Origin of the sequence: Qipengyuania mesophila, from assembly GCF_019711655.1 — a bacterium.
Classification (GTDB): domain Bacteria; phylum Pseudomonadota; class Alphaproteobacteria; order Sphingomonadales; family Sphingomonadaceae; genus Qipengyuania; species Qipengyuania mesophila.
Genome location: NZ_JAIGNU010000001.1, coordinates 1,681,661 through 1,701,543, shown reverse-complemented (window position 1 = coordinate 1,701,543; position 19,883 = coordinate 1,681,661). Strand labels below are relative to the sequence as shown.

The following is a 19,883-nucleotide window of genomic DNA, read 5'->3' as shown; positions in this document are numbered from 1 at the left end:
CACCCTATCGCGGCACGCCCGCCTGTCTAGCCGCCGGAGAGACTACCGAGCGAAAAGGCGAGGATGACCCCGAGCGCGGTGGCAATACCCGCCCAATGCTGGTCTTCCCGGAATGCCTGCGGGAACACCTCGGTGGCGAGGCTGGCGACGACCGCCCCAGCCGCGAAGCAGCGGATCACCGCCAGCGTCCCTTCGCCGACTCCCTCAAGCGCGAGATTGCCGATGATCGCCGCCGCCGAGAGGATAATCGCGGTGCCCGCCCACAGCGCCATCACCTTGCCCTTCGACCGACCGTCCTCGGCCATTTCGCGCGCGCCGCCGGCGGCTTCGGGCAGGTTCGACAGTAGAATCGACCCTGCGAGCGCCGCGACTTCCATCCCGCCAGCGCCGATCAGGGCGACGCCCAGCGCGAGGTTTTCGGGAATGCCGTCGAGCGTGATTGCTGCAAGCAGCCCGCCGCCGCCTTCGCTGCCCCATTTCTCGTTGATCCAGTAGTCGCAGACCGCGAACACCAAGGCACCCGCGCCGACACCGAGCATGGCGTGGAGCACGCTGCTCTTCTCGATCGACGGCTCGATCAGCTCGCTGGTTACCGAGAGCAGCAGCGCACCGCCGGCGAGTGCGACGAGAAATCCCTCGAGCCGTTCGGTCAACCTGCCGTAGATGCCCCAGGCCGCGCCGACGACCAGCGCGCCCGACACCACCAGCACCACGGCGAAGAGCATCAGCATTCGATCACATTGACCGCCAGCCCGCCTTGGCTGGTTTCCTTGTACTTGTTGCTCATGTCGAGCCCGGTCTGGCGCATGGTCTCGATCACCTGGTCGAGCGAGACCAGGCTTTCCGCGCCGGTCCGGTGGAGCGCGAGCCGCGCGGCGTTGACCGCCTTGACCGCGCCGATCGCATTGCGTTCGATGCAGGGCACCTGCACCAGCCCGCCTACGGGGTCGCAGGTCAGGCCGAGATTGTGTTCCATCCCGATCTCCGCCGCCGAAGCAACCTGGACCGGAGAGGCGCCCCACAGCGCGGCAAGCCCGCCCGCAGCCATCGAACAGGCCACCCCGACCTCGCCCTGGCAGCCCATCTCGGCGCCCGAGATGCTGGCGCGCTGCTTGTAGAGCAGGCCGATCGCTCCCGCGGTGAGCAGGAAGGTGCGGCGGCTGTCGCGACAGGGGTTCTCGTCGGCGGTCACGCAGTAGAAACGGATCACCGCCGGAATGATCCCGGCCGCGCCATTGGTCGGCGCGGTGACCACGCGGCCGCCCGCCGCATTCTCCTCGTTCACCGCCATCGCGAAGCAGTTGAGCCAGTCGAACAATTGTTCGCGCTCGTTCGACTGCGGATTGGCGGAAAGCTTGTCCCACAGGTCGGGCGCGCGGCGGGCGACCTTCAACCCGCCGGGCAGGATCCCGCGCTGGGTAAGACCGCGATCGATGCACTGGTCCATCGCCTGCGCGACGCGATCGATCCCGGCGAGTGTCGTGTCGCGCGGACGGAAGGCGTCCTCGTTCGTCAGGATGAGGTCGGCGATCGACAGCTGCGTCTTCGCGCAGGCGGCCAGCAATTCCTCCGCCGAACCGAAATCATGCGGCACCGGCGTGCCCGTGTTGATGCGGTCGTCCTTGGGCTTGCGTGTGAGCTGTGCCTCGGACGCCACGAAACCGCCGCCGGTCGAATAATAGGTCCGCTCGGAAAGGACCTCGCCAGCCGCATCGAAGGCGGTCAGCTTCATGCCGTTCGGATGAAGCTCGGGAATGATGTGACCGGCAAGATCGATATCGACGGCGGGGTCGAAGGCGATTTCCCGATTGCCGCACAGCGCCAGGCGCTTGTCGCCACGCACCGCAGCGAGCGCCGCGACCGCTTCATCGGGACAGGTCTTGTCGGGCGCGAAGCCCATCAGGCCGAGGATCGAGGCATCGACGGTGCCGTGCCCCACCCCGGTGAGCGCGAGCGATCCCTGCAGTTCGACCGCGACGCGCGCGGTTCGCGCGAGCTTCCCCGATTTGCCGAGCGCGCGCACGAAGGTCCGCGCGATGCGCATCGGCCCGACCGTGTGCGACGAGGAGGGACCGATCCCGATCCGGAAGATGTCGAGCACCGAAAGCATGCCCCCCGAATGGGCTTGCCGCAGGCGTGGGTCAATGTAGTTTCACCTGAAACCCATGCGAGGAGGGGATGTGATCATGCTTCGAAAGGCGCTGGCGCTGCTTGCTTTTTCCACGAGCACACTGGCTGCGCCTGCGTGCCTTGCACAGGACGCGGGCACCACGTCGGAGCGCGTGCTCGTGGTGCTGGCCCACCCCGACGACGAGCTGGTCATGGCCCCGGCGATCGCCCGGGCGGTGCGTGAGGGCGCGGCGCTGACCGTGCTCTACGCCACCAGCGGCGATGTCGGACCGGGCGTTTCCGGCATGGAGCCCGGCGCGGAATTGGCCGCGGTCCGCGAAGGCGAGGCGCGCTGCTCGATCGAGGCGCTCGGCGGCGGCGATGTCCGCTTCCTGCAGCTTGGCGACGGGCAGCTGGCCACCCAGGCGCATCATCCCGCCAGCGCCGCGCGCCAGCTGGCAAGCGCCGTCGATGCTCTGCTCGACGAACAGGACTTCACGCGTATCCTGACCTGGGGGCCGGACGGCGGCTATGGCCATCCCGACCACCGCATCGTCGATGCGGTGGTCACCGAACGCGTGCAGGCCAGGGGCGAGGACCGCCCTCTCCTCCTCTATCCGGGCATTGCCGCTGGGACGCTTCCCGAAATCCCGCAAATGCAGAGCTGGGCTGTTACGGCCCCGGATTTGCTATCGGTCTCTTACACCTATGACGCCGTCGATCTCGATCGCGCACGCAGGGCGACCCAATGTCACGCGACCCAGTTCAGCGCCGAGGAACGCGCCGCCCTGCCCGACCTGTCCGACCAGACGATCTGGCGCGGATCGGTCCATTTCCGGCCTGCCTTCGCGTCCTCGATTGCCCCGGAGGAGCCGAACGGGGACTGAGGCTGCGGCCAAGCGGTGGAAAACGGCCGCGAAAGGGGCCTGAAAGCTTGGGATTCGCGCCCTCGAAGCCTATATACTCGGCATGGAAGATACCCCTGAGAATACGGGCGCTGCAGCGCCGAAAAAGAACGGTTACGGCGCGGATTCGATCAAGGTCCTCAAGGGCCTCGACGCAGTGCGCAAGCGCCCCGGCATGTATATCGGCGATACCGACGACGGATCGGGCCTCCACCACATGGTGTTCGAGGTGTCGGACAACGCGATCGACGAAGCGCTGGCAGGGCATTGCGACCTCGTCCTGATCGAACTCAACCCCGACGGGTCGGTCAGCGTCGAGGACAATGGCCGCGGCATTCCGGTCGATATGCACAAGGAAGAGGGCGTGTCGGCGGCCGAGGTCATCATGACCCAGCTCCACGCCGGCGGGAAGTTCGAGAACACCAGCGACGACAACGCCTACAAGGTCTCGGGCGGCCTCCACGGCGTGGGCGTGTCGGTGGTCAACGCGCTGTCCGAATGGCTCGAGCTGACCATCTGGCGCGACGGCAAGGAGCATTGGATGCGCTTCGAGCACGGCGATGCGGTGGAAAGCCTGCGCGTCGTCGGTGATGCGCCCAAGGTCGAGCAGAACCCCGACGAGGACGGCTTCAAGAAGGGCACACGCGTCACCTTCAAGGCCTCCGAAGAGACCTTCAAGAACGTCACCGAATTCGATTTCGAGAAACTCGAGCACCGCTATCGCGAACTCGCCTTCCTCAATTCGGGTGTGCGCATCCTGCTGCGCGACAAGCGCCACGAGGAGCCGCTGGAACACAACCTGTTCTACGAGGGCGGGATCGCGGCCTTCGTGAAGTATCTCGACCGCAACAAGCAGGCGCTGGTCGCCGAGCCGATCTCGGTCAGCGCGGAGAAGGACGGCATCGGTATCGACGTCGCGCTCGAATGGAACGACAGCTATTACGAAAACGTCCTGTGCTTCACCAACAACATCCCCCAGCGTGACGGCGGCACCCACCTTGCCGCCTTCCGCACCGCGCTGACCCGCACGCTCAACAATTATGCAGCCGCGAGCGGTCTGATGAAGAAGGAAAAGGTCAGCCTGTCGGGCGAAGACATGCGCGAAGGGCTCACCGCGATCGTCTCGGTCAAGCTGCCCGACCCCAAATTCGGCTCGCAGACGAAAGACAAGCTGGTCTCTTCCGAGGTTCGCCAGCCGCTCGAATCGCTCATGGGCGAGAAGATGACCGAGTGGCTGGAGGAGAATCCCAACGACGCCAAGGCGATCATCCAGAAGGTGATCGACGCCGCCGCCGCACGCGAGGCCGCGCGCCGCGCGCGCGAGATGAGCCGCAAGGGCGCGATGAGCATCGCCTCGCTCCCCGGCAAGCTGGCCGACTGCCAGGACCGCAACCCGGAGAATTGCGAACTCTTCCTGGTCGAGGGTGATTCCGCAGGCGGCTCGGCCAAGCAGGGCCGCGACCGCAAGACGCAGGCGATTCTCCCGCTCAAGGGCAAGATCCTCAACGTCGAGCGCGCGCGCTTCGACCGGATCATCGGCTCGAAGGAAGTGGGCACGCTGATCCAGGCGATGGGCACCGGGCTGCGCGACGAATTCAACCTCGAAAAGCTGCGTTATCACAAGATCGTGATCATGACCGACGCCGACGTAGACGGCGCGCATATCCGCACGCTGCTGCTGACTTTCTTCCACCGCCAGATGCCCGAGATCGTCAAGGCCGGGCACCTCTTCATCGCGCAGCCGCCGCTCTACAAGGTGGCCCGCGGCAAGAGCGAGGTCTATCTCAAGGACCAGGCGGCCTACGACCGCTACCTGATCGCGCAGGGGCTCGACGGGCGCGTGCTCGAATCGCAGGGCGGCGCGGCACGCGGCGGCGGCGAGCTCGAGGCGCTGGTGGATCACGGGTTGCGGATGCGCAATCTGCTCGGCTTCGTGCCGCGCAAATACAAGACCGACCTGATCGAGGCACTGGCGCTGACCGGCGCTCTGGACCCGGCGGGCGATCGCCCGGCGGCGCTCGAGCGGACGGCCGCGCACCTCCAGATGGGCGATCCCGAAGCACGCTGGAGCGCCGCGATCGGCGAAGACGGCAAGGTCCGCCTCAGCCGCGTCTGGCGCGGTGTCACCGACGTTCACGAGATCGACCCTGCCTTCCTCGAGAGCGCCGAGGCGCGCAAGCTCCACCGCATCGCGCAGGACTTCGCCGACGTCTACACCTCGCCCGTGCGCCTGGTGCGCAGCGGCACCGAGGTCGAGCACGATGAAGGCGAGGACGGCGATGGCGAGGACACCGCGATCCTCTCGGACGACGCGATCACCCTGCCTACCCAGCTGCTCGAGGCGGTCATGGCCGCGGGACGCAAGGGCCAGAAGATCCAGCGCTACAAGGGTCTCGGCGAGATGAATGCCGAGCAGCTGTGGGAGACCACGCTCGATCCCGACAACCGCGCATTGCTGCAGGTCAAGGTCGAGGATGCCGACGTCACCGACGAGATCTTCACCCGGCTGATGGGCGACGTGGTCGAGCCGCGCCGCGAATTCATCCAGGACAACGCGCTCAACGTGGCAAACCTGGACGTCTGACCGGATGGGCGGGGGGGCACCAGGCAGGTCGGTCGAGCAGGGCGGGTTCCTGCTCTTCCTCGCGCTCGTCTCGCTCGCGCTGCTGGCGGTGGTGCTGCCCTTCGCCAAGCCGCTGCTGTGGGCGATGCTGGGCGCGATCATGTTCCAGCCGCTGTATCGCTGGTTCCTAGCACGGCGCCCAGAGAAGCCCAGCCAGGCGGCGCTGGCGAGCCTCATCGTGATTCTCTTCGCCGTCGTCCTGCCGGCGCTGTGGATCGGCAGCGCGGTGGTCGACGAGGCCGCCGGCCTGTTCCTCGCCTTTCGCGATGGCGACGTCGATGTCGCGGCCTATTTCCAGCAGGTCTTCGGCGCTCTCCCCGCCAATATCCAGGCCTCGCTCGAGCGGGCGGGCTTCGGCGATTTCGGCGCGGTGCAGGAGCGCGCGAGCGCCTTCATACAGGCGAGCCTCGGCCTCATCGCGACGCAGGCGATTGCCATCGGCGGCAGCGTGTTCGGGTTCGTGCTCGGCTTCGGCATCGCACTCTATGCAGGCTTCTTCCTGCTCCGCGACGGGCGTGCGATCGGCGAGGCGATCCTTTCGGCCCTGCCGATGGAGCGCGGCGTGGCCGAGCGGCTGGCGGAGCGCTTCCTCACCATCGTCCGCGCGACGATCAAGGGCTCGGTCGTGGTCGGTATCGTCCAGGGGGCACTGGGCGCGATCACCTTCTGGATCGTCGGCATTCCCTCGGTGCTGCTGCTCGGGGTGATCATGGCGATCGCCTCGCTACTCCCCGCGCTCGGTCCGGCGATCGTCTGGGTCCCTGCGGCGATCTACCTGCTCGCCACCGGAGCGCTGTGGCAAGGCGTCGTGGTGATCGTCTCCGGCGTGGCGGTGATCGGCATGGCGGACAACGTCCTGCGCCCGATCCTGGTGGGCCGCGACACGGGCATTCCCGACTGGCTGATCCTCGTCACCACGCTCGGCGGGATCGCGCTGATGGGGCTGTCGGGCATCGTCGTCGGCCCGCTCATCTGCGGGCTGTTCCTTGCCGCATGGGGCATTTTCGCCGAGCAGCGCGCCGCCGCCTAGGCAGCCGAAGGCCCGCCCTCAGGCGGCGCGGATATCCTGCGTCCCGCGCGCACCGCCATCCTTGGCATCGAGGCCGTCGAAGATCGCGCCGACGATCAGCGCCAGCTTCTCCTCGCTCAGCCGGTCGTCGATCATCGCGATCATGTAGGGCTGGAGATAGCAGTTCACCATCTGGTTGATGAGCGACATCGCGGTGTCGACCTCGAGCCCGGCGAGGAACCCGTCGGCCTGCGCCTCGGCGATCAATTCGCACAGATAGTGGTCGGCAAGATCGATATAGCTGCGCGCATATTCAAAATAGCGCTCGCCCATTTCGACATAGAGGTTGAAGGTTGCCGGATCGTCGCGGAAGTTCTGCCGCAGCAGGCGGAATCGCCGGGCGAAGAACTCGTACATCTTGCGCCGCGGCGGCAGGTCGGAGGCCATGACCTCGTCCATCACCGCCAGCTTGGGGGCGAACCATTCGCCGGTCACCGCCTCGAGCAAATCGCCTTCGTCTGGGAACACGACATCGAGGCGCGCGCGCGCGATCTTGAGTTCTGCGGCGAGCCGCGTCCGCGTGACCTCTTCGCCCGTCCGCTCCATCAGCGCCATCGCCTCGCGCGCGAAGCGGCTCCGCAATTCGTCGATTTCCTTCTCGCTCACGCCCGGCGCGCTCCCATCGGTTCGAATCGCAAATTAGGGACGCTTTCGGGCGGGTGAAACCCCTTTCCGGTCTAGCCGGCGGATTTCTTCGGCAGACGCGGGAAGAAGGCCGAAGTGCGCGCCTGATAGTCGGCATAGCCCGGGCGCGACTTTTTCATCCCGCCCTCGAGCAGCGGCGCGCCCGACCACCGGGTGAGCGTGAAGGTCAGGAACAACGGGCCGATCACCGTGGCCGCCGCGACCCACCAGCCGGCCGATGCCGCCGCGATCCAGATCCCCCACCAGACGCAGGCATCGCCGAAATAATTGGGATGGCGGGTATAGCGCCACAGGCCCCGGTCCATCACTTGCCCGGCATTGGCGGGGTTCGCCTTGAACCGCGCGAGTTGCCAGTCGCCGACCCATTCGAAGAAAATGCCGAGCGCCCACAGCGCCACGCCGACCAGCGCAAGCCCGCTGACCGGGGTCAGCGAACTGGCCTCGAGAATGCCGTATTGCGCGGGGCTGGAAACGATGAACAGCAGGATCGACTGGCCTAGGAAGACCTTGGTCAGCGCGGCCATGGCGAAGCGCCCCTTCTCGCGATCCTTCCTGAGGATGCGCGCATAGCGCTTGTCTTCGCCCTCGCGCCGCCAGCGCATCAGCAGGTGAAGGCACAGCCGCAGGCCCCAGATCACCGTCATCGCCATCAGCAGCGTGGCGAGCGGGCCCGGGTCGAACAGCCGCAGCCAGCTGACCAGCGCCATCAACGCCATTCCGCCGCCCCAATAGGCGTCGACAAAGCTGACGTCGTTGATCTGGACGGCGAGCACCCAAAGGAGCAGCGCCAGCCCCACGAGGATCACGGCATTTGCTAGCAGCGACTCAAGAATCACCCTTCATCTCCTCGATTGTCTCGGCACTCTTTTCCAGAGCGACGAAGCGATCGCAATCGGGCCGCTTCTCGCGATAGAAGGCGGCGAGCTTGGCCAGGTCGGCGCGATAGTCGCCCGTCGGCATGACCGGTTCGCCCAGACCGCCGCGCATGGTCGCGTTGTTCACCCAGGCGGGGACGATCGGCACGCCCGCGGCCATGGCGATATGGTAGAAGCCGGTGCGCCAGCCGCCCTTGAAAGTGCGCGAACCCTCGGGCGCGATGACCAGAGCGAGATCGTCGGCGCGGGCAAAGGCATCGGCGACCTGCTCGACGTAATTGCCGCTCTTCGACCGGTCGACCGGGATCCCGCCCATGTCGAGCATGAAGTTGGTCGCGGGCCAGCGGAACAGGCTGAGCTTGCCCATGAAGCTCGGCCGGATACCGAGCTCGTGCGTCGCGCCGAGGAAGAAGACGAAATCCCAGTTCGAGGTATGTGGCGCGCCGAGGATGATGAACTTGTCGCAGTCGGGCCGCCCGCCCTCGAGCTGCCAACCCTTCCAGCGATAGAGCGCCACGAGCATGCGCCGCACGATGCGCGACAGCAGCGAAGGCTGACGGTTCGGATCGGTCTGCATTGTCTCTCCCCGCCTCCGCCTAGCACAGCGCCGGCGGAATGCGAGACTACATCCTGAACACGCCGAATTGCGGCTTCTCGGGGATCGGCGCCTCGAGCGTCGCGGCGAAGGCGAGGCCGAGCACGTCGCGCGTCTGGACCGGGTCGATCACCCCGTCGTCCCACAGCCGCGCGGTGGCGTAATAGGGATTGCCCTCGTCCTCGTATTTCTGGCGGATCGGGGCCTTGAATTCCTCCGCCTGTTCCGCCGTCCAGCTGTCGGCGTCGCGGTGGACGGTGGCGAGGACCGATGCGGCCTGTTCGCCGCCCATCACGCTGATGCGCGCATTGGGCCAGGTGAACAGGAAACGCGGACTGTAGGCGCGGCCGCACATGCCGTAATTGCCCGCGCCGAAGCTGCCGCCGATGACCACGGTCACCTTGGGCACACTCGCGGTGGCAACCGCAGTGACCAGTTTGGCGCCGTGCTTGGCGATGCCTTCGGCCTCGTATTTCCCGCCGACCATGAAGCCCGAGATGTTCTGCAGGAACAGCAGCGGAATGCGGCGCTGGCAGGCGAGCTCGATGAAATGCGCCCCCTTCTGCGCGCTTTCGCTGAACAGCACGCCGTTGTTGGCGAGGATTGCCACGGGCATACCCCAGATATGCGCGAAGCCGCAGACCAGCGTGCTGCCGTAATGCTGCTTGAACTCGTGGAACTCGCTGCCGTCGACGAGGCGCGCGATCACCTCGTGGACGTCGTAGGGCGCACGGACATCCTCGGGGATGAGCGCATAGAGATCCTCGGCATCGAATTTGGGCAGCCGCGGCTCGCGCAGTTCGATCGCCTTGGCCGCGGCATGATTGTCGCCGAGGTGGCTGACGATATCGCGTACGATGGTGAGCGCGTGCTCGTCGTTCTCGGCCAGGTGGTCGACCACGCCCGATTTCCTCGCGTGGAGGTCGCCGCCGCCGAGATCCTCGGCGCTGATTTCCTCCCCCGTCGCGGCCTTCACCAGCGGCGGGCCGGCGAGGAAAATCGTCCCCTGGTTGCGCACGATAACTGTCTCGTCGGACATGGCGGGGACATAAGCGCCGCCCGCGGTGCAGCTGCCCATGACGCAGGCGATCTGCGGGATGCCTAGTGCGGACATGTTCGCCTGGTTGAAGAAGATGCGCCCGAAATGGTCGCGGTCGGGGAAGACCTCGGCCTGGTGCGGCAAATTCGCCCCGCCGCTGTCGACGAGGTAGATGCACGGCAGGCGGTTTTCCTGCGCGATTTCCTGCGCGCGAAGGTGCTTCTTGACCGTCATCGGGTAGTAGGTGCCGCCCTTCACGGTGGCATCGTTGCAGACGATCATCACCTGCCTGCCCGAGACGCGGCCGATCCCGGCAATCATCCCCGCGCCGTTGATTTCGTCCCTGCCATACATGCCGTTGGCAGCGAGCTGGCCGATCTCGAGGAAAGGGCTGCCCGGATCGAGCAGGCGCTCGACGCGCTCGCGCGGGAGCAGCTTGCCGCGCCCGACATGCCGTTCGCGACTGCCTTCGGAGCCGCCCAGTGCGGCTGCGGCGACGGTCGAGCGCAGTTCGGCGGCGAGCGAACGGTTGTGCTCGAAACGCGCCTTGGCTTCGGGCGTTTCGCGGTCGAGGGTGGAGGTAAGAACGGGTGCGGTCATCTAGCAGTCATCCATGTCGTCGGCTTCGCTTCTCAAGGCGTCAGGCACCATCGTGCCTTCAAGCCAGCGGCCCTTCATCCATCGCCGGGCAGCAATTGTCGTGTTTGCGGCATAATCGTCCGTGTCGAGCCCGGCCAGCGGCAGGTCGAAGCGTCTGGCCATATCCGCTATCGTTTCGTCGGTAATGGGGTTCCCGTCGCGCACGATATACCGCGCCAGTTCCAGCTCCTGCCCCCAGAAATAGACGTTCTGCGCTTCCACATTGTCCTGCATCCGGCGCGTCTCTTCGGCACGGCCATCGCTGACCATATCCAGCCAGATGTCCGGCATCAGCAGGTCGACCGGGCTGTCCGGTTTCCAGTCGAGCGCATCCGCCTCGACGACTTCGATCTTCGTGCCGAGGCCATCGGGCAGGCGATCGAACAGGCCGATCTCGCGGTTCATCGCGACAATCTCGGGATCGCGTTCGAGAACGGTGATCCGTTCGACCTTGGGGTGGAAGCTGGCCATTGCCGCGGCCCAACCCATTCCGAGGCCGCAAATAACGGTATACGCGCCCGCATTGTCGATGCCGATCCACTGGCTCTCGACTTCCATCGGGCAGATCGACATCCAGACGTCCTTGCCGCGGGTCAGGATCGGCATGTTGTACACGCGGTGGAGACCCGACCAATAGCCCATGGCCACACCGAACGGTATCCCGAACAGCTGCCAGGACTCCGTCTCGACAGGCCGGTAGTAGACTGCCAGCGGATCGCCGTCCCAATCCGGAAGGGCGTCGATATCGACATTCGAAAGATCCGGAGTGCCCTTGCGGGGGTCTGGCTTACCGCCCCATTGGTCTACCATCGCCGTCGGTCCACCGCCCGGATTGGAATCCGGTCAAGTGTGGAAGCGAGAACGACCGCTGCCATGTCAGCGCTTCTTCACGAATTCGGCACGCAGGACCAAGCCCTTGATTCCGGGATACTTGCAGTCGATTTCCTGCGCATCGCCGGTAAGCCGGATCGACTTGATCAGCGTGCCCTGCTTCAGCGTCTGGCCCGCGCCCTTGACCTCGAGATCCTTGATCAGTGTCACCTGGTCGCCGTTGGCGAGCAGATTGCCCACCGCATCGCGCACCTCGACCTGGTCGGCAGCGGCCTGTTTCGCGGCGAGCTCGGAAGCCGGCATCCATTCGCCGCTTTCCTCGTCGTAGACGTAGTTCTCGTCGGCACTCACCCCGCGGCGCCGATCAGTTCGCGGCCGATCAGCATTCGGCGAATCTCGTTGGTGCCGGCACCGATGTCGAGCAGCTTGGCGTCGCGCATGTAGCGTTCGACTGGCCAGTCGAGCGTATAGCCCGCGCCGCCCAGTGCCTGGACGCTCTCGGCCGCCACGCGGAAGGCGTTCTCCGATGCCAGCAGGATCGCGCCCGCCGCGTCGAAGCGGGTGGTGTGTCCGGCATCGCAGCTCTTGGCCACGGCATAGGTGTAGGCGCGCGCCGATTGCAGCGCGACATACATATCGGCGACCTTGGCCTGCATCAGCTGGAAGCTGCCGATCGGCTTGCCGAACTGCTTGCGCTCGCGAAGATAGGGAATGACCGTGTCGAGGCAGGCCTGCATGATGCCGAGCTGGAGGCCGGCGAGCACCACGCGCTCGTAATCGAGCCCGCTCATCAGCACGCCGACCCCGCCGTTGACCGGACCCATCACGCGATCTTCGGGGACGAAGCAGTCGTCGAACACCAGCTCCGCAGTAGGCGAGCCGCGCATGCCGACCTTCTCGATCTTCTGCCCGATCGAAAAGCCCTCGTCGCCCTTCTCGATCAGGAAGGCGGTGATGCCGCGACTTCCCGCGCTGCCATCGGTCTTGGCATAGACCACCAGCGTATCGGCATAGGGTGCGTTGGTGATCCAGAACTTGGTGCCGTTGAGCACATAGCCGTCCATGCCATCGCGCGACGCGGCTTCGGCCTTCAGTTTCATCGAGACCACGTCCGATCCGGCGCCGGCCTCCGACATGGCGAGCGAGCCGACATGCTCGCCGCTGATCAGCGGGCCGAGGTATTTGGCCTTCTGTTCGTCATTGCCCCAGCGGCGGATCTGGTTGACGCAGAGGTTCGAATGCGCCCCGTAGGAGAGGCCGAGCGAGGCCGAGGCGCGGCTGACTTCCTCGACCGCGATGACGTGTTCGAGATAGCCAAGGCCGAGGCCGCCGTCTTCTTCCGCCACGGTGATGCCGTGCAGGCCCAGCTCACCCATCTGAGCCCACAGCTCGGCGCGGGGAAAATAATCCTCGCGGTCGATCTTCTCCGCCAACGGAGCGATCTGCTCGTCGGCGAAGCGGGCGACGGTGTCGCGGATCATCTCGGCGCTTTCGCCGAGCTGGAAATCGAAATCGGGGGTCGCGCGCATGGTCTCTCCTCAAATGCCTCGCGAAATTCGTATGCGCGCGAGCCGATAGCCGAGCGCGCATCGGGGGGCAAACCCAATGGCTCCTTCACACGCAATCGGAAGCAATCTTGCTTTTTGAGTTATGCCTCCGATGCCATTTGTGGCTATGGGGCCTGCAGGGACGTAATCATGTACCACACGCACGCCACCCCGTGGCCCGACGGCAAGCCGCCGGCGGAGGCCTATTGCGACGAGGACCAGCGCCTCGCGATCCTCGCTGCCCATGGCACCGATGCGATGGTCGACGACCCCGAGTTGCAGGGAATCGCCAGCCTCGCCGCCAGGATCTGCCACGCACCGATGGCCATGGTCACCCTGGTCGAAGAGGAGCGCCAGCTGTTCCTGGCCCGGACCGGGCTCGAGGCGCGCGAGACGCCGCGTTCGACGAGCTTCTGCGCCCACGCCATGCTCGGCGCCGAATCCCTGGTAATCAGGGATGCGCGCGAGGATGCCCGCTTCGCCGACAACCCGCTGGTGACCGGCGAGCCGCATGTCCGCTTCTATGCGGGACATCCGCTGGTTTCGTCCGAAGGGGCGCCGCTCGGGGCCCTTTGCGTGATCGATACCGTACCGCGCGCCGACGGTCTCACCGAAATCCAGCGCGAAACGCTGGTGGTGCTCGCCAAGTCGGTCATGCGGCGTATTTCGCAGCAGAGGTTGGGTGCGACCGCCGAGAAGGCTGTGAATCTGCGCGAAAACTATCTCCAGCGGATGATCGACAGCGTGCCGGGGATCGCCTGGTCGGCCGATGCCGCCGGGAATTTCGACTATATCAATCCGCAGTGGACCGAACTCACCGGTCTGCCGGCCCCGCGAACCCTGACCGACTGGCAGGCGGCGGTTCACCCGGAGGACTGGGAGAATGCGGCTGGCGCCTTCCAGCGCGCGCTCGATAGCGACACGCCCTTCGAATACGAGTGGCGGCTCAAGCTGGCCGACGGCGATTACCGCTGGATGCTGTCGCGCGCGGTGAAATCGCCCGTCGGCAATGGCGAGACCCGCTGGTTCGGCACGGTGATCGAGATCGACCGCCAGCGGCGCCTGTCCGAGGCGCGCGACCTTTTGGCGAACGAGCTCTCGCACCGGATCAAGAACATCTTCGCCGTGGTCTCGGGCCTCATCGCCATTCGCGCACGCGGCAAGCCCGAGGTCGCCGAATTCGCCGATGCGCTCAACCAGGCGATCCGCGCGCTGAGCGCGGCGCACAACCATGTGCGCCCCGGCAATGCGGAAAGTCCCGGGACGCTTTCGGGCCTGCTCGCGGACCTGCTCGCACCCTATGGCTCGGCCAGGGACGGGCGGTTCAGCATCGGCGGGCCGGGCATTGCCATCAGCCCCCGGGCGGCGACGCCGCTGGCGCTGATCTTTCACGAACTGGCCACCAACTCGGCCAAGTACGGCGCGCTGTCCTGCCCCGAAGGCCATGTGACCGTCGTCGTGGAGGAAGCCGGCCCGGACGGAAACGAGATCTGCGTCACCTGGGACGAAAGCGCGCGCAGCTGCGACATCCCCGAGGCGGGCGAGCACGAGGGGTTCGGCTCGCGACTGCTGCGCATGGCCGTGGAAGGACAGCTTGGCGGCACATTCGAGCGCCGTCATTCGGAAGACGGCCTCAGCGTAACGATCACCGTTCCCCGCACGTCGATCGAAAGCTGACCGCTCGTGCGGCTTGCGCCGCCTGGCCTGCTGTGCTTTGCCCCCTGCATGCGACGGGCTCTAGCAATCAACGGACGCTGGCTGGCCACGGCGATCGTGCCGTTCGCGCTCGCCGCCTGCAGCGCGCAAGAAGCGGACGAAGCCACCCCCACAGCCGCGGGCGAAGCGAGTTCGAGCGCCACCCCGATGCCCTCGGAAGAACCCGCTCCCGAAGCCCTCGCCGCAACCGCCTGGCGCGCCATGTCCGAGGACGGGGCGCGCTACACCACCTATCTCGATCCCGACGGAAGCTATCGCGACTTGCGTAACGGCGACCCCTGGCAGATCGGCAGCTGGCGCTATATCGATGGCGAGGAGGGCAAGCGGCTGTGCTTCGAGCCCGATGACGAAAACGGGCTCGAACGCTGCTGGGAGCCCGGCCGGATGTCGGGCGACACCATGCGCGCCAAGGGCGACAGCGGGGTGACGATCGAGCTCGAACGGGTGGACTACCAGCCGCCCGCGGAAGCCGACGACGATGCCGCGTGACCGACGCACGGCAAGCCCTGCTCGAATTCCGCGACCTGCACAAAGACTACGGCACGACGATGGCCGTGGACGACGTCTCGCTCGCGATCGATCGCGGCGCCTTCGTGGCGCTGGTCGGTGCATCGGGGTCGGGCAAGTCGACCCTGCTCAAGGCGGTGAACCGGCTGGTCGAGCCGAGCAGCGGCGCGGTGCTGTTCGACGGCGAAGACGTCGAGAACCTGCCGCTCGCCGCGCTGCGCCGCCGGATCGGCTACGTCTTCCAGTCGATCGGGCTGTTCCCGCATATGAGCGTGGCCGAGAACATCGCCATCGGCCCCCGGCTGGTGGGCGAGCGCCTGCCCGAAGCACGCATCACCGAACTGCTCGAACTGGTCGACCTCGACCCGGCCATGGCTCCGCGCATGCCCGACGAATTGTCCGGCGGCCAGCGCCAGCGCGTCGGTGTTGCCCGTGCACTCGCTAGCGAGCCGCAGCTGCTGCTGATGGACGAACCCTTCGGCGCGCTCGACCCGGTCACGCGCGACGCGCTCGGCGAACGCGTGCGCGCGCTCCATGCCAAGCTCGGTCTGACCACGGTGATGGTCACCCACGACATGGCCGAGGCGCTGCTGCTGGCCGAACGCGTGCTGGTGATGGACGAGGGCCGGATCGTCGCCGACGAGACCCCGCATGCGCTGCTCGACGGGGCCGGCGGCGATATCGCGCAGGCGCTGGTGGCGGTCCCGCGCGGACAGGCCGACCGGCTGGCCGAGCTCGCCCGGTGAACGGCATCTGGACCACCCTGCTCGGCCTCGGCGACAAGCTCGCCGCGCATGTCCTTCTATCCGCTTCGGCGATTGCGCTGGGCATCGCGGTCGCGCTGCCCCTGGCGATCTGGGCGAGCCGCTCGGAAGCGGTCGCGCGCACCACGCTCGGTTTCGCCAGTCTCGTCCAGACGATCCCGGCGCTGGCGCTACTGGCGCTGTTCTTCCCCATCCTGCTGAGCCTGCGCGCGGTCTTCGGCGAGGGGCTGCCGACGCTCGGCTTCCTTCCCGCGCTGCTCGCGCTCGCGCTCTATGCACTGCTGCCGATCCTGCGCAATGCAGTGACCGCGCAGGCCAATCTCGATCCCGGTGTGATCAAGGCGGCGGACGGTGTCGGGATGAGTTTCTGGCAGCGGCTGCGGCTGGTCGAGGCACCGCTCGCCGCGCCCTATGTCATGGCCGGCATCCGCACCGCGGCGGTGTGGACGATCGGCGCGGCGACGCTGTCGACCACCATCGGCCAGCCGAGCCTGGGCGATCCGATCTTCGCCGGGCTGCAGACGCAAAACTGGGTGCTGGTGCTTGCCGGCTGCATCGCCAGCGCCGGGCTGGCGCTGATCGCCGATGCACTGCTGGGCACGATCGAACATGGCCTCAAGACCCGGCAGCGCGTGCTGACTTTCGGCGGGCTCGGCGCGGTCGCGCTCGGCATCCTCGCGGCACTCGCGGTCCAGTTCGCCGGGCGCAGCGAAGATCGCATCGTCATCGGCGCCAAGGGCTTTTCCGAACAATACATCCTCGCCCGGCTGATCGGCCAGCGGCTCGAGGATGCGGGCTATGCGGTCGGCTATCGCGACGGGCTGGGATCGGCGGTGGCCCACCGCGCGGTATCGACCGGGGCAATCGATATCCTCGTCGACTACACGGGCACGATCTGGACCAACCAGATGGAGCGCAGCGACAACCCTTCGCGCGACGCCATGCTCGCCGACATCATCGACTGGGAAAGTCGCACCAGCGGGACGCATGTGCTCGGCCGACTGGGCTTCGAGAACGCCTATGGTCTCGCCATGCCGCGCGCCAGGGCGCAGGCCGAGGGATTGACCAGCATCGGCGACCTGGCCGCGAAGGCGCAGGGCATGACGATCGGGGGCGATCCCGAATTCTTCGAGCGACCCGAATGGATCGCGGTGCGCGACGCCTATGGCCTGCGCTTCGCCGCGCGCCGCAATTTTTCGCCCACCTTCATGTACAATGCGCTGCGGGCGGGCGAAGCCGATGTGATCGGCGCCTATACCTCCGACGGACGTATTGCGGCGGACGACCTCGTCATACTCGACGATCCGCAGGGTGCCTTCCCCAACTACGACGCCATCGTCCTCCTCGCGCCCGAGGCGGGAGAAGACGAACGCCTGCTCGAAGTGCTCCACCCGCTGGTCGGCGCGATCGATGTCGATGCGATGCGCGAGGCTAATTTTTCGGTCGACCGCGAGAGCGACAAGCTGTCGTTCGAAGAAGCCGCGCGCCGACTGGCGGAGCGCGCCGGACTGTGAAAGCTAGCGCGCTCGGGTCCAGACCTGCGTCTTGCAGAAGGGCCTGATGCAGCCTTTCACCTCGAGCTGGTTGGCGCCCTTGCGGCGGATGACCGAGCGATAGGTCTTGCCGCTCTTGGGATCGTAGATCGTCCCGCCCCATTCGTCGCCCTTGTCGGCGAAACCGGTCAGGATCGCCATCCCCAGCAGCTTGCGCGCGCGTTTGGTTTGGTCGCTGTTGTGGACGTCGCGCTGATCGTCCCCTTGCGGCGGAGGTACGAGGAATTGCGCGATCCGCCCACAGGTGCTCGCCCCGCAGGCGCCGATCTGGATCACCGCGGTCTTCTCGGCATTGATCCAGCGCCCCTCGACGGGTTCCGCGGCCAGCAGGGGCGCTGCGGCGAGCGCCGCTGCGGCAAGGGCAATCAGGCGTTTCATTTCTCGGATCTCCTCCGTTCCCCTTCGGGAAAGCCGGCCCCGCGCGGCCAATCGCGCGCGCTCAGCGCCATGGCTTTGAACAATTCGCCCATTTCGCCGGGCTGAACCAGGCGATCATATGCTTGCGCCAGCTCGTCGGCGCGATCCGGCGTCGCCTTGGCCAGGGCCTGTGCGCGCAGGCCGATGCCCATCGCGGTGAGCCAGGCGCCCTGCGTGGTCAGCGAGCTGGCCACGCCCTCGCGCCGCGCGATCGCATCGAGCGTGACGAAATCGACATGCGCGGTGAGGTCCATCTCGCCCGGCGCGGCGAAGACATCGACCTTATCATGCGCGCGCACCGCCTGCAGCGTCGAGCCGCTGCGTGGCGCGAGATGACCGTAATCGATAAACAGCGCCGCCCCGCCCTGAACGTCGAGCCTGCGCGCGAGCGCCTCGACCAGCGTCGCCGCGGCCGGGCAGGTCTCGATCACCGTGCCCGGCGTCGCCGCGCGCTGCGCTTCGGGCACCGCCTCGTCCATCGGGCTGGGCCCCGCCACGAAGGTGAAGGCTCCATTATCGTCGAGCGCGACCATCCGCTCGCGCCAACCCTTCTCGGTCATCACCAGCTGGCGCACCGGCAGCGCATCGAGGAATTCGTTCGCGAGCAGCAGGATCGGCCGGTCGTCGGGCAGCGTATCGAGCGTGTCGTGGAAGCGCGCGCCGGAGAGCGCACCGCCCTGGATCCGGCGCAGAGCTTCGGACCCTTCGACCAGATGCACCTCGGGCCGCAGCCCCTGGCTCGCCATCGCCCGCAGCGCATCCTTCGCCAGCGTTCCGCGACCGGGGCCGAGCTCGACGTAGATCGCCCCGGCCGGTCGCCCCGCGCGCGCCCAGATGTCTGCCAGCCACAGCCCCGCCAGCTCGCCGAACATCTGGCTGATTTCGGGCGCAGTGGTGAAATCTCCGGCCGCGCCCAGCGGATCGCGCGTGGTGTAGTAGCGCGCGTTGCTCTCGCCCATATAGCGCGACACGGGCATCGGCCCGTGCTGCGCGATCAGGCGCCGAAAGCTGTCCGCGAGCCCGGTCTCGCCGGCCTCGCTCATGCCGAAGGCGACGCGACCTTCGCCGCTCCGCCCACGGGCGGCTTCACCAGCGCATAGACCAGCACCACGATCCCGATCCCGATCATCGGCAGGCTCAGCCACTGCCCGCGCGACAGGCCGGTTTCGGTGACGACATAGGCGAGATAGGCATCGGGAGCGCGGAAGAATTCCATCAGGAAGCGGCCCATCCCCATACCGATGGTGAAGATCGCCACCAGCAGGCCCGGGCGATAGCGCGCGCGGGTCTTCCAGAACAACGCCAGCAGCAGCAGGCCCAGCAGCAGCCCTTCGAAGCCTGCCTGGTAGAGCTGGCTGGGATGGCGCGGCAGCTGCTCGGGATCGGTCGGGAAGACCATCGCCAGCGGGAAATCGCTGTCGACCGGGCGCCCGTAGAGCTCGCCATTGATGAAGTTCGCAAGCCGCCCGAGCATGTATCCGACGGGCACGTTGACTGCGATGTAATCGCTCACCCGCAGCCAGTTCAGCCCGCCACGCCAGGCGACCCAGCTGATCGCGATGAGCACGCCGATCACGCCGCCATGAAAGCTCATCCCGCCTTCCCAAAGCTTGAACAGTTCGACCCCGCCGAATAGCTCGGGCTTGTAGAAAGCGGCATAGCCGAGCCGCCCGCCGAGGATCACTCCGAGCGTGCAGTAGAAGAACAGGTCGTCGGCATGGCGCTGCGCCATCGGGGCGCCGGGCGCCTTGATCATTTTCGACAGGTGCCAGTAGGCGAGGACGATGCCGAGAAGGTAGGCCAGCGAATAGAAGCGCAACTGGAACCCGCCGATCTCGAAAAGATAGGGCCTGAGGCCGAGGTTTTCCCAGTAGATCGGTTCCGCCGCGCCCGATGCAGCCAGTAGTGACAGCAAGTGCTTATCCCCTTAGAGGTGTTGCCAAGGCCGCGACCGGCGACCCATCGGGGCGGCTTTTGGCATAGCAGGGGTTTTGGGGAAAGCCTGCGTCGAGCCGCAATATATGCGCGAGCCTCGGGCACGAGCACGCG

The 19,883-nt window shown here is 66.7% G+C and carries 19 protein-coding genes; 7 read left to right on the top strand and 12 right to left on the bottom strand.

Annotated elements, in window-relative coordinates:
- Window positions 1-26 precede the first annotated feature (26 nt).
- Both K3181_RS08520 and K3181_RS08515 read right to left on the bottom strand, forming a co-directional pair.
- Complete coding sequence (locus tag K3181_RS08520) at window positions 27-731, bottom strand: ZIP family metal transporter (RefSeq protein WP_221602563.1); 705 nt, start codon at window positions 729-731, stop codon at window positions 27-29.
- Window positions 725-2,110, bottom strand: a complete 1,386-nt coding sequence (locus K3181_RS08515) for an L-serine ammonia-lyase (protein WP_221602562.1) — start codon at window positions 2,108-2,110, stop codon at window positions 725-727. The genes K3181_RS08520 and K3181_RS08515 overlap by 7 nt, the downstream gene beginning before the upstream one ends.
- Before the next feature lie 76 nt (window positions 2,111-2,186).
- Here K3181_RS08515 and K3181_RS08510 point away from each other — a divergent pair, with 76 nt between their 5' ends.
- The 3 genes from K3181_RS08510 to K3181_RS08500 all read left to right on the top strand — a co-directional run bounded on the left by K3181_RS08510 (window position 2,187) and on the right by K3181_RS08500 (window position 6,667).
- Window positions 2,187-2,996, top strand: coding sequence for a PIG-L family deacetylase (locus K3181_RS08510; RefSeq protein ID WP_247715044.1), 810 nt, complete (start codon window positions 2,187-2,189; stop codon window positions 2,994-2,996).
- An 82-nt stretch (window positions 2,997-3,078) separates the two neighbouring features.
- Complete coding sequence (gene gyrB / locus K3181_RS08505; protein WP_221602560.1) at window positions 3,079-5,598, top strand: DNA topoisomerase (ATP-hydrolyzing) subunit B; 2,520 nt, start codon at window positions 3,079-3,081, stop codon at window positions 5,596-5,598.
- Between the two features lie 4 nt (window positions 5,599-5,602).
- Window positions 5,603-6,667, top strand: coding sequence for an AI-2E family transporter (locus tag K3181_RS08500; RefSeq protein WP_221602559.1), 1,065 nt, complete (start codon window positions 5,603-5,605; stop codon window positions 6,665-6,667).
- A gap of 18 nt (window positions 6,668-6,685) precedes the next feature.
- Here K3181_RS08500 and K3181_RS08495 read toward each other — a convergent pair whose 3' ends face one another.
- The 7 genes from K3181_RS08495 to K3181_RS08465 form a co-directional block, all read right to left on the bottom strand.
- Window positions 6,686-7,312, bottom strand: coding sequence for a hypothetical protein (locus tag K3181_RS08495; RefSeq protein WP_345725466.1), 627 nt, complete (start codon window positions 7,310-7,312; stop codon window positions 6,686-6,688).
- A 71-nt stretch (window positions 7,313-7,383) separates the two neighbouring features.
- Window positions 7,384-8,187 (bottom strand): DUF1295 domain-containing protein, encoded by an 804-nt coding sequence (locus K3181_RS08490; RefSeq protein WP_345725465.1) that lies wholly within the window; start codon window positions 8,185-8,187, stop codon window positions 7,384-7,386.
- The gene (locus tag K3181_RS08485) at window positions 8,177-8,803 is read right to left on the bottom strand and encodes a lysophospholipid acyltransferase family protein (protein WP_221602558.1); all 627 of its coding nucleotides are present in this window, start codon (window positions 8,801-8,803) and stop codon (window positions 8,177-8,179) included. The genes K3181_RS08490 and K3181_RS08485 overlap by 11 nt, the downstream gene beginning before the upstream one ends.
- A 46-nt stretch (window positions 8,804-8,849) precedes the next feature.
- Window positions 8,850-10,460: a carboxyl transferase domain-containing protein gene (locus tag K3181_RS08480; protein WP_221602557.1), complete on the bottom strand. Its 1,611-nt coding sequence runs from the start codon at window positions 10,458-10,460 to the stop codon at window positions 8,850-8,852.
- Window positions 10,461-11,309 (bottom strand): hypothetical protein, encoded by an 849-nt coding sequence (locus K3181_RS08475; protein ID WP_221602556.1) that lies wholly within the window; start codon window positions 11,307-11,309, stop codon window positions 10,461-10,463.
- A 66-nt stretch (window positions 11,310-11,375) separates the two neighbouring features.
- The gene (locus K3181_RS08470; protein ID WP_221602555.1) at window positions 11,376-11,681 is read right to left on the bottom strand and encodes an alkylphosphonate utilization protein; all 306 of its coding nucleotides are present in this window, start codon (window positions 11,679-11,681) and stop codon (window positions 11,376-11,378) included.
- The gene (locus K3181_RS08465) at window positions 11,678-12,859 is read right to left on the bottom strand and encodes an acyl-CoA dehydrogenase family protein (RefSeq protein ID WP_221602554.1); all 1,182 of its coding nucleotides are present in this window, start codon (window positions 12,857-12,859) and stop codon (window positions 11,678-11,680) included. The genes K3181_RS08470 and K3181_RS08465 overlap by 4 nt, the downstream gene beginning before the upstream one ends.
- Before the next feature lie 168 nt (window positions 12,860-13,027).
- Between K3181_RS08465 and K3181_RS08460 the strand changes: the two genes are divergently transcribed.
- From K3181_RS08460 to K3181_RS08445, 4 genes are read left to right on the top strand one after another with little or no spacing between them, the layout of a single operon-like run.
- The gene (locus K3181_RS08460; protein ID WP_221602553.1) at window positions 13,028-14,554 is read left to right on the top strand and encodes a sensor histidine kinase; all 1,527 of its coding nucleotides are present in this window, start codon (window positions 13,028-13,030) and stop codon (window positions 14,552-14,554) included.
- A gap of 48 nt (window positions 14,555-14,602) precedes the next feature.
- Window positions 14,603-15,082 (top strand): hypothetical protein, encoded by a 480-nt coding sequence (locus K3181_RS08455; protein ID WP_221602552.1) that lies wholly within the window; start codon window positions 14,603-14,605, stop codon window positions 15,080-15,082.
- 59 nt (window positions 15,083-15,141) lie between these two features.
- The gene (locus tag K3181_RS08450; RefSeq protein WP_221602887.1) at window positions 15,142-15,846 is read left to right on the top strand and encodes an ATP-binding cassette domain-containing protein; all 705 of its coding nucleotides are present in this window, start codon (window positions 15,142-15,144) and stop codon (window positions 15,844-15,846) included.
- Window positions 15,843-17,378: an ABC transporter permease/substrate-binding protein gene (locus tag K3181_RS08445; RefSeq protein ID WP_221602551.1), complete on the top strand. Its 1,536-nt coding sequence runs from the start codon at window positions 15,843-15,845 to the stop codon at window positions 17,376-17,378. The genes K3181_RS08450 and K3181_RS08445 overlap by 4 nt, the downstream gene beginning before the upstream one ends.
- 3 nt (window positions 17,379-17,381) lie before the next feature.
- Here the strand turns inward: K3181_RS08445 and K3181_RS08440 are convergent, their stop codons facing one another.
- The 3 genes from K3181_RS08440 to lgt are packed head-to-tail and all read right to left on the bottom strand — an operon-like array spanning window position 17,382 to window position 19,749.
- The gene (locus K3181_RS08440) at window positions 17,382-17,795 is read right to left on the bottom strand and encodes a DUF2147 domain-containing protein (RefSeq protein ID WP_221602550.1); all 414 of its coding nucleotides are present in this window, start codon (window positions 17,793-17,795) and stop codon (window positions 17,382-17,384) included.
- A complete protein-coding gene (locus K3181_RS08435) occupies window positions 17,792-18,877 on the bottom strand; it encodes a class I SAM-dependent methyltransferase (RefSeq protein WP_221602549.1) in 1,086 nt (361 codons plus the stop codon). Before K3181_RS08435 ends, K3181_RS08440 begins: the two co-directional genes overlap by 4 nt.
- Window positions 18,874-19,749, bottom strand: a complete 876-nt coding sequence (gene lgt, locus K3181_RS08430) for a prolipoprotein diacylglyceryl transferase (RefSeq protein WP_221602548.1) — start codon at window positions 19,747-19,749, stop codon at window positions 18,874-18,876. The genes K3181_RS08435 and lgt overlap by 4 nt, the downstream gene beginning before the upstream one ends.
- Window positions 19,750-19,883 lie beyond the last annotated feature (134 nt).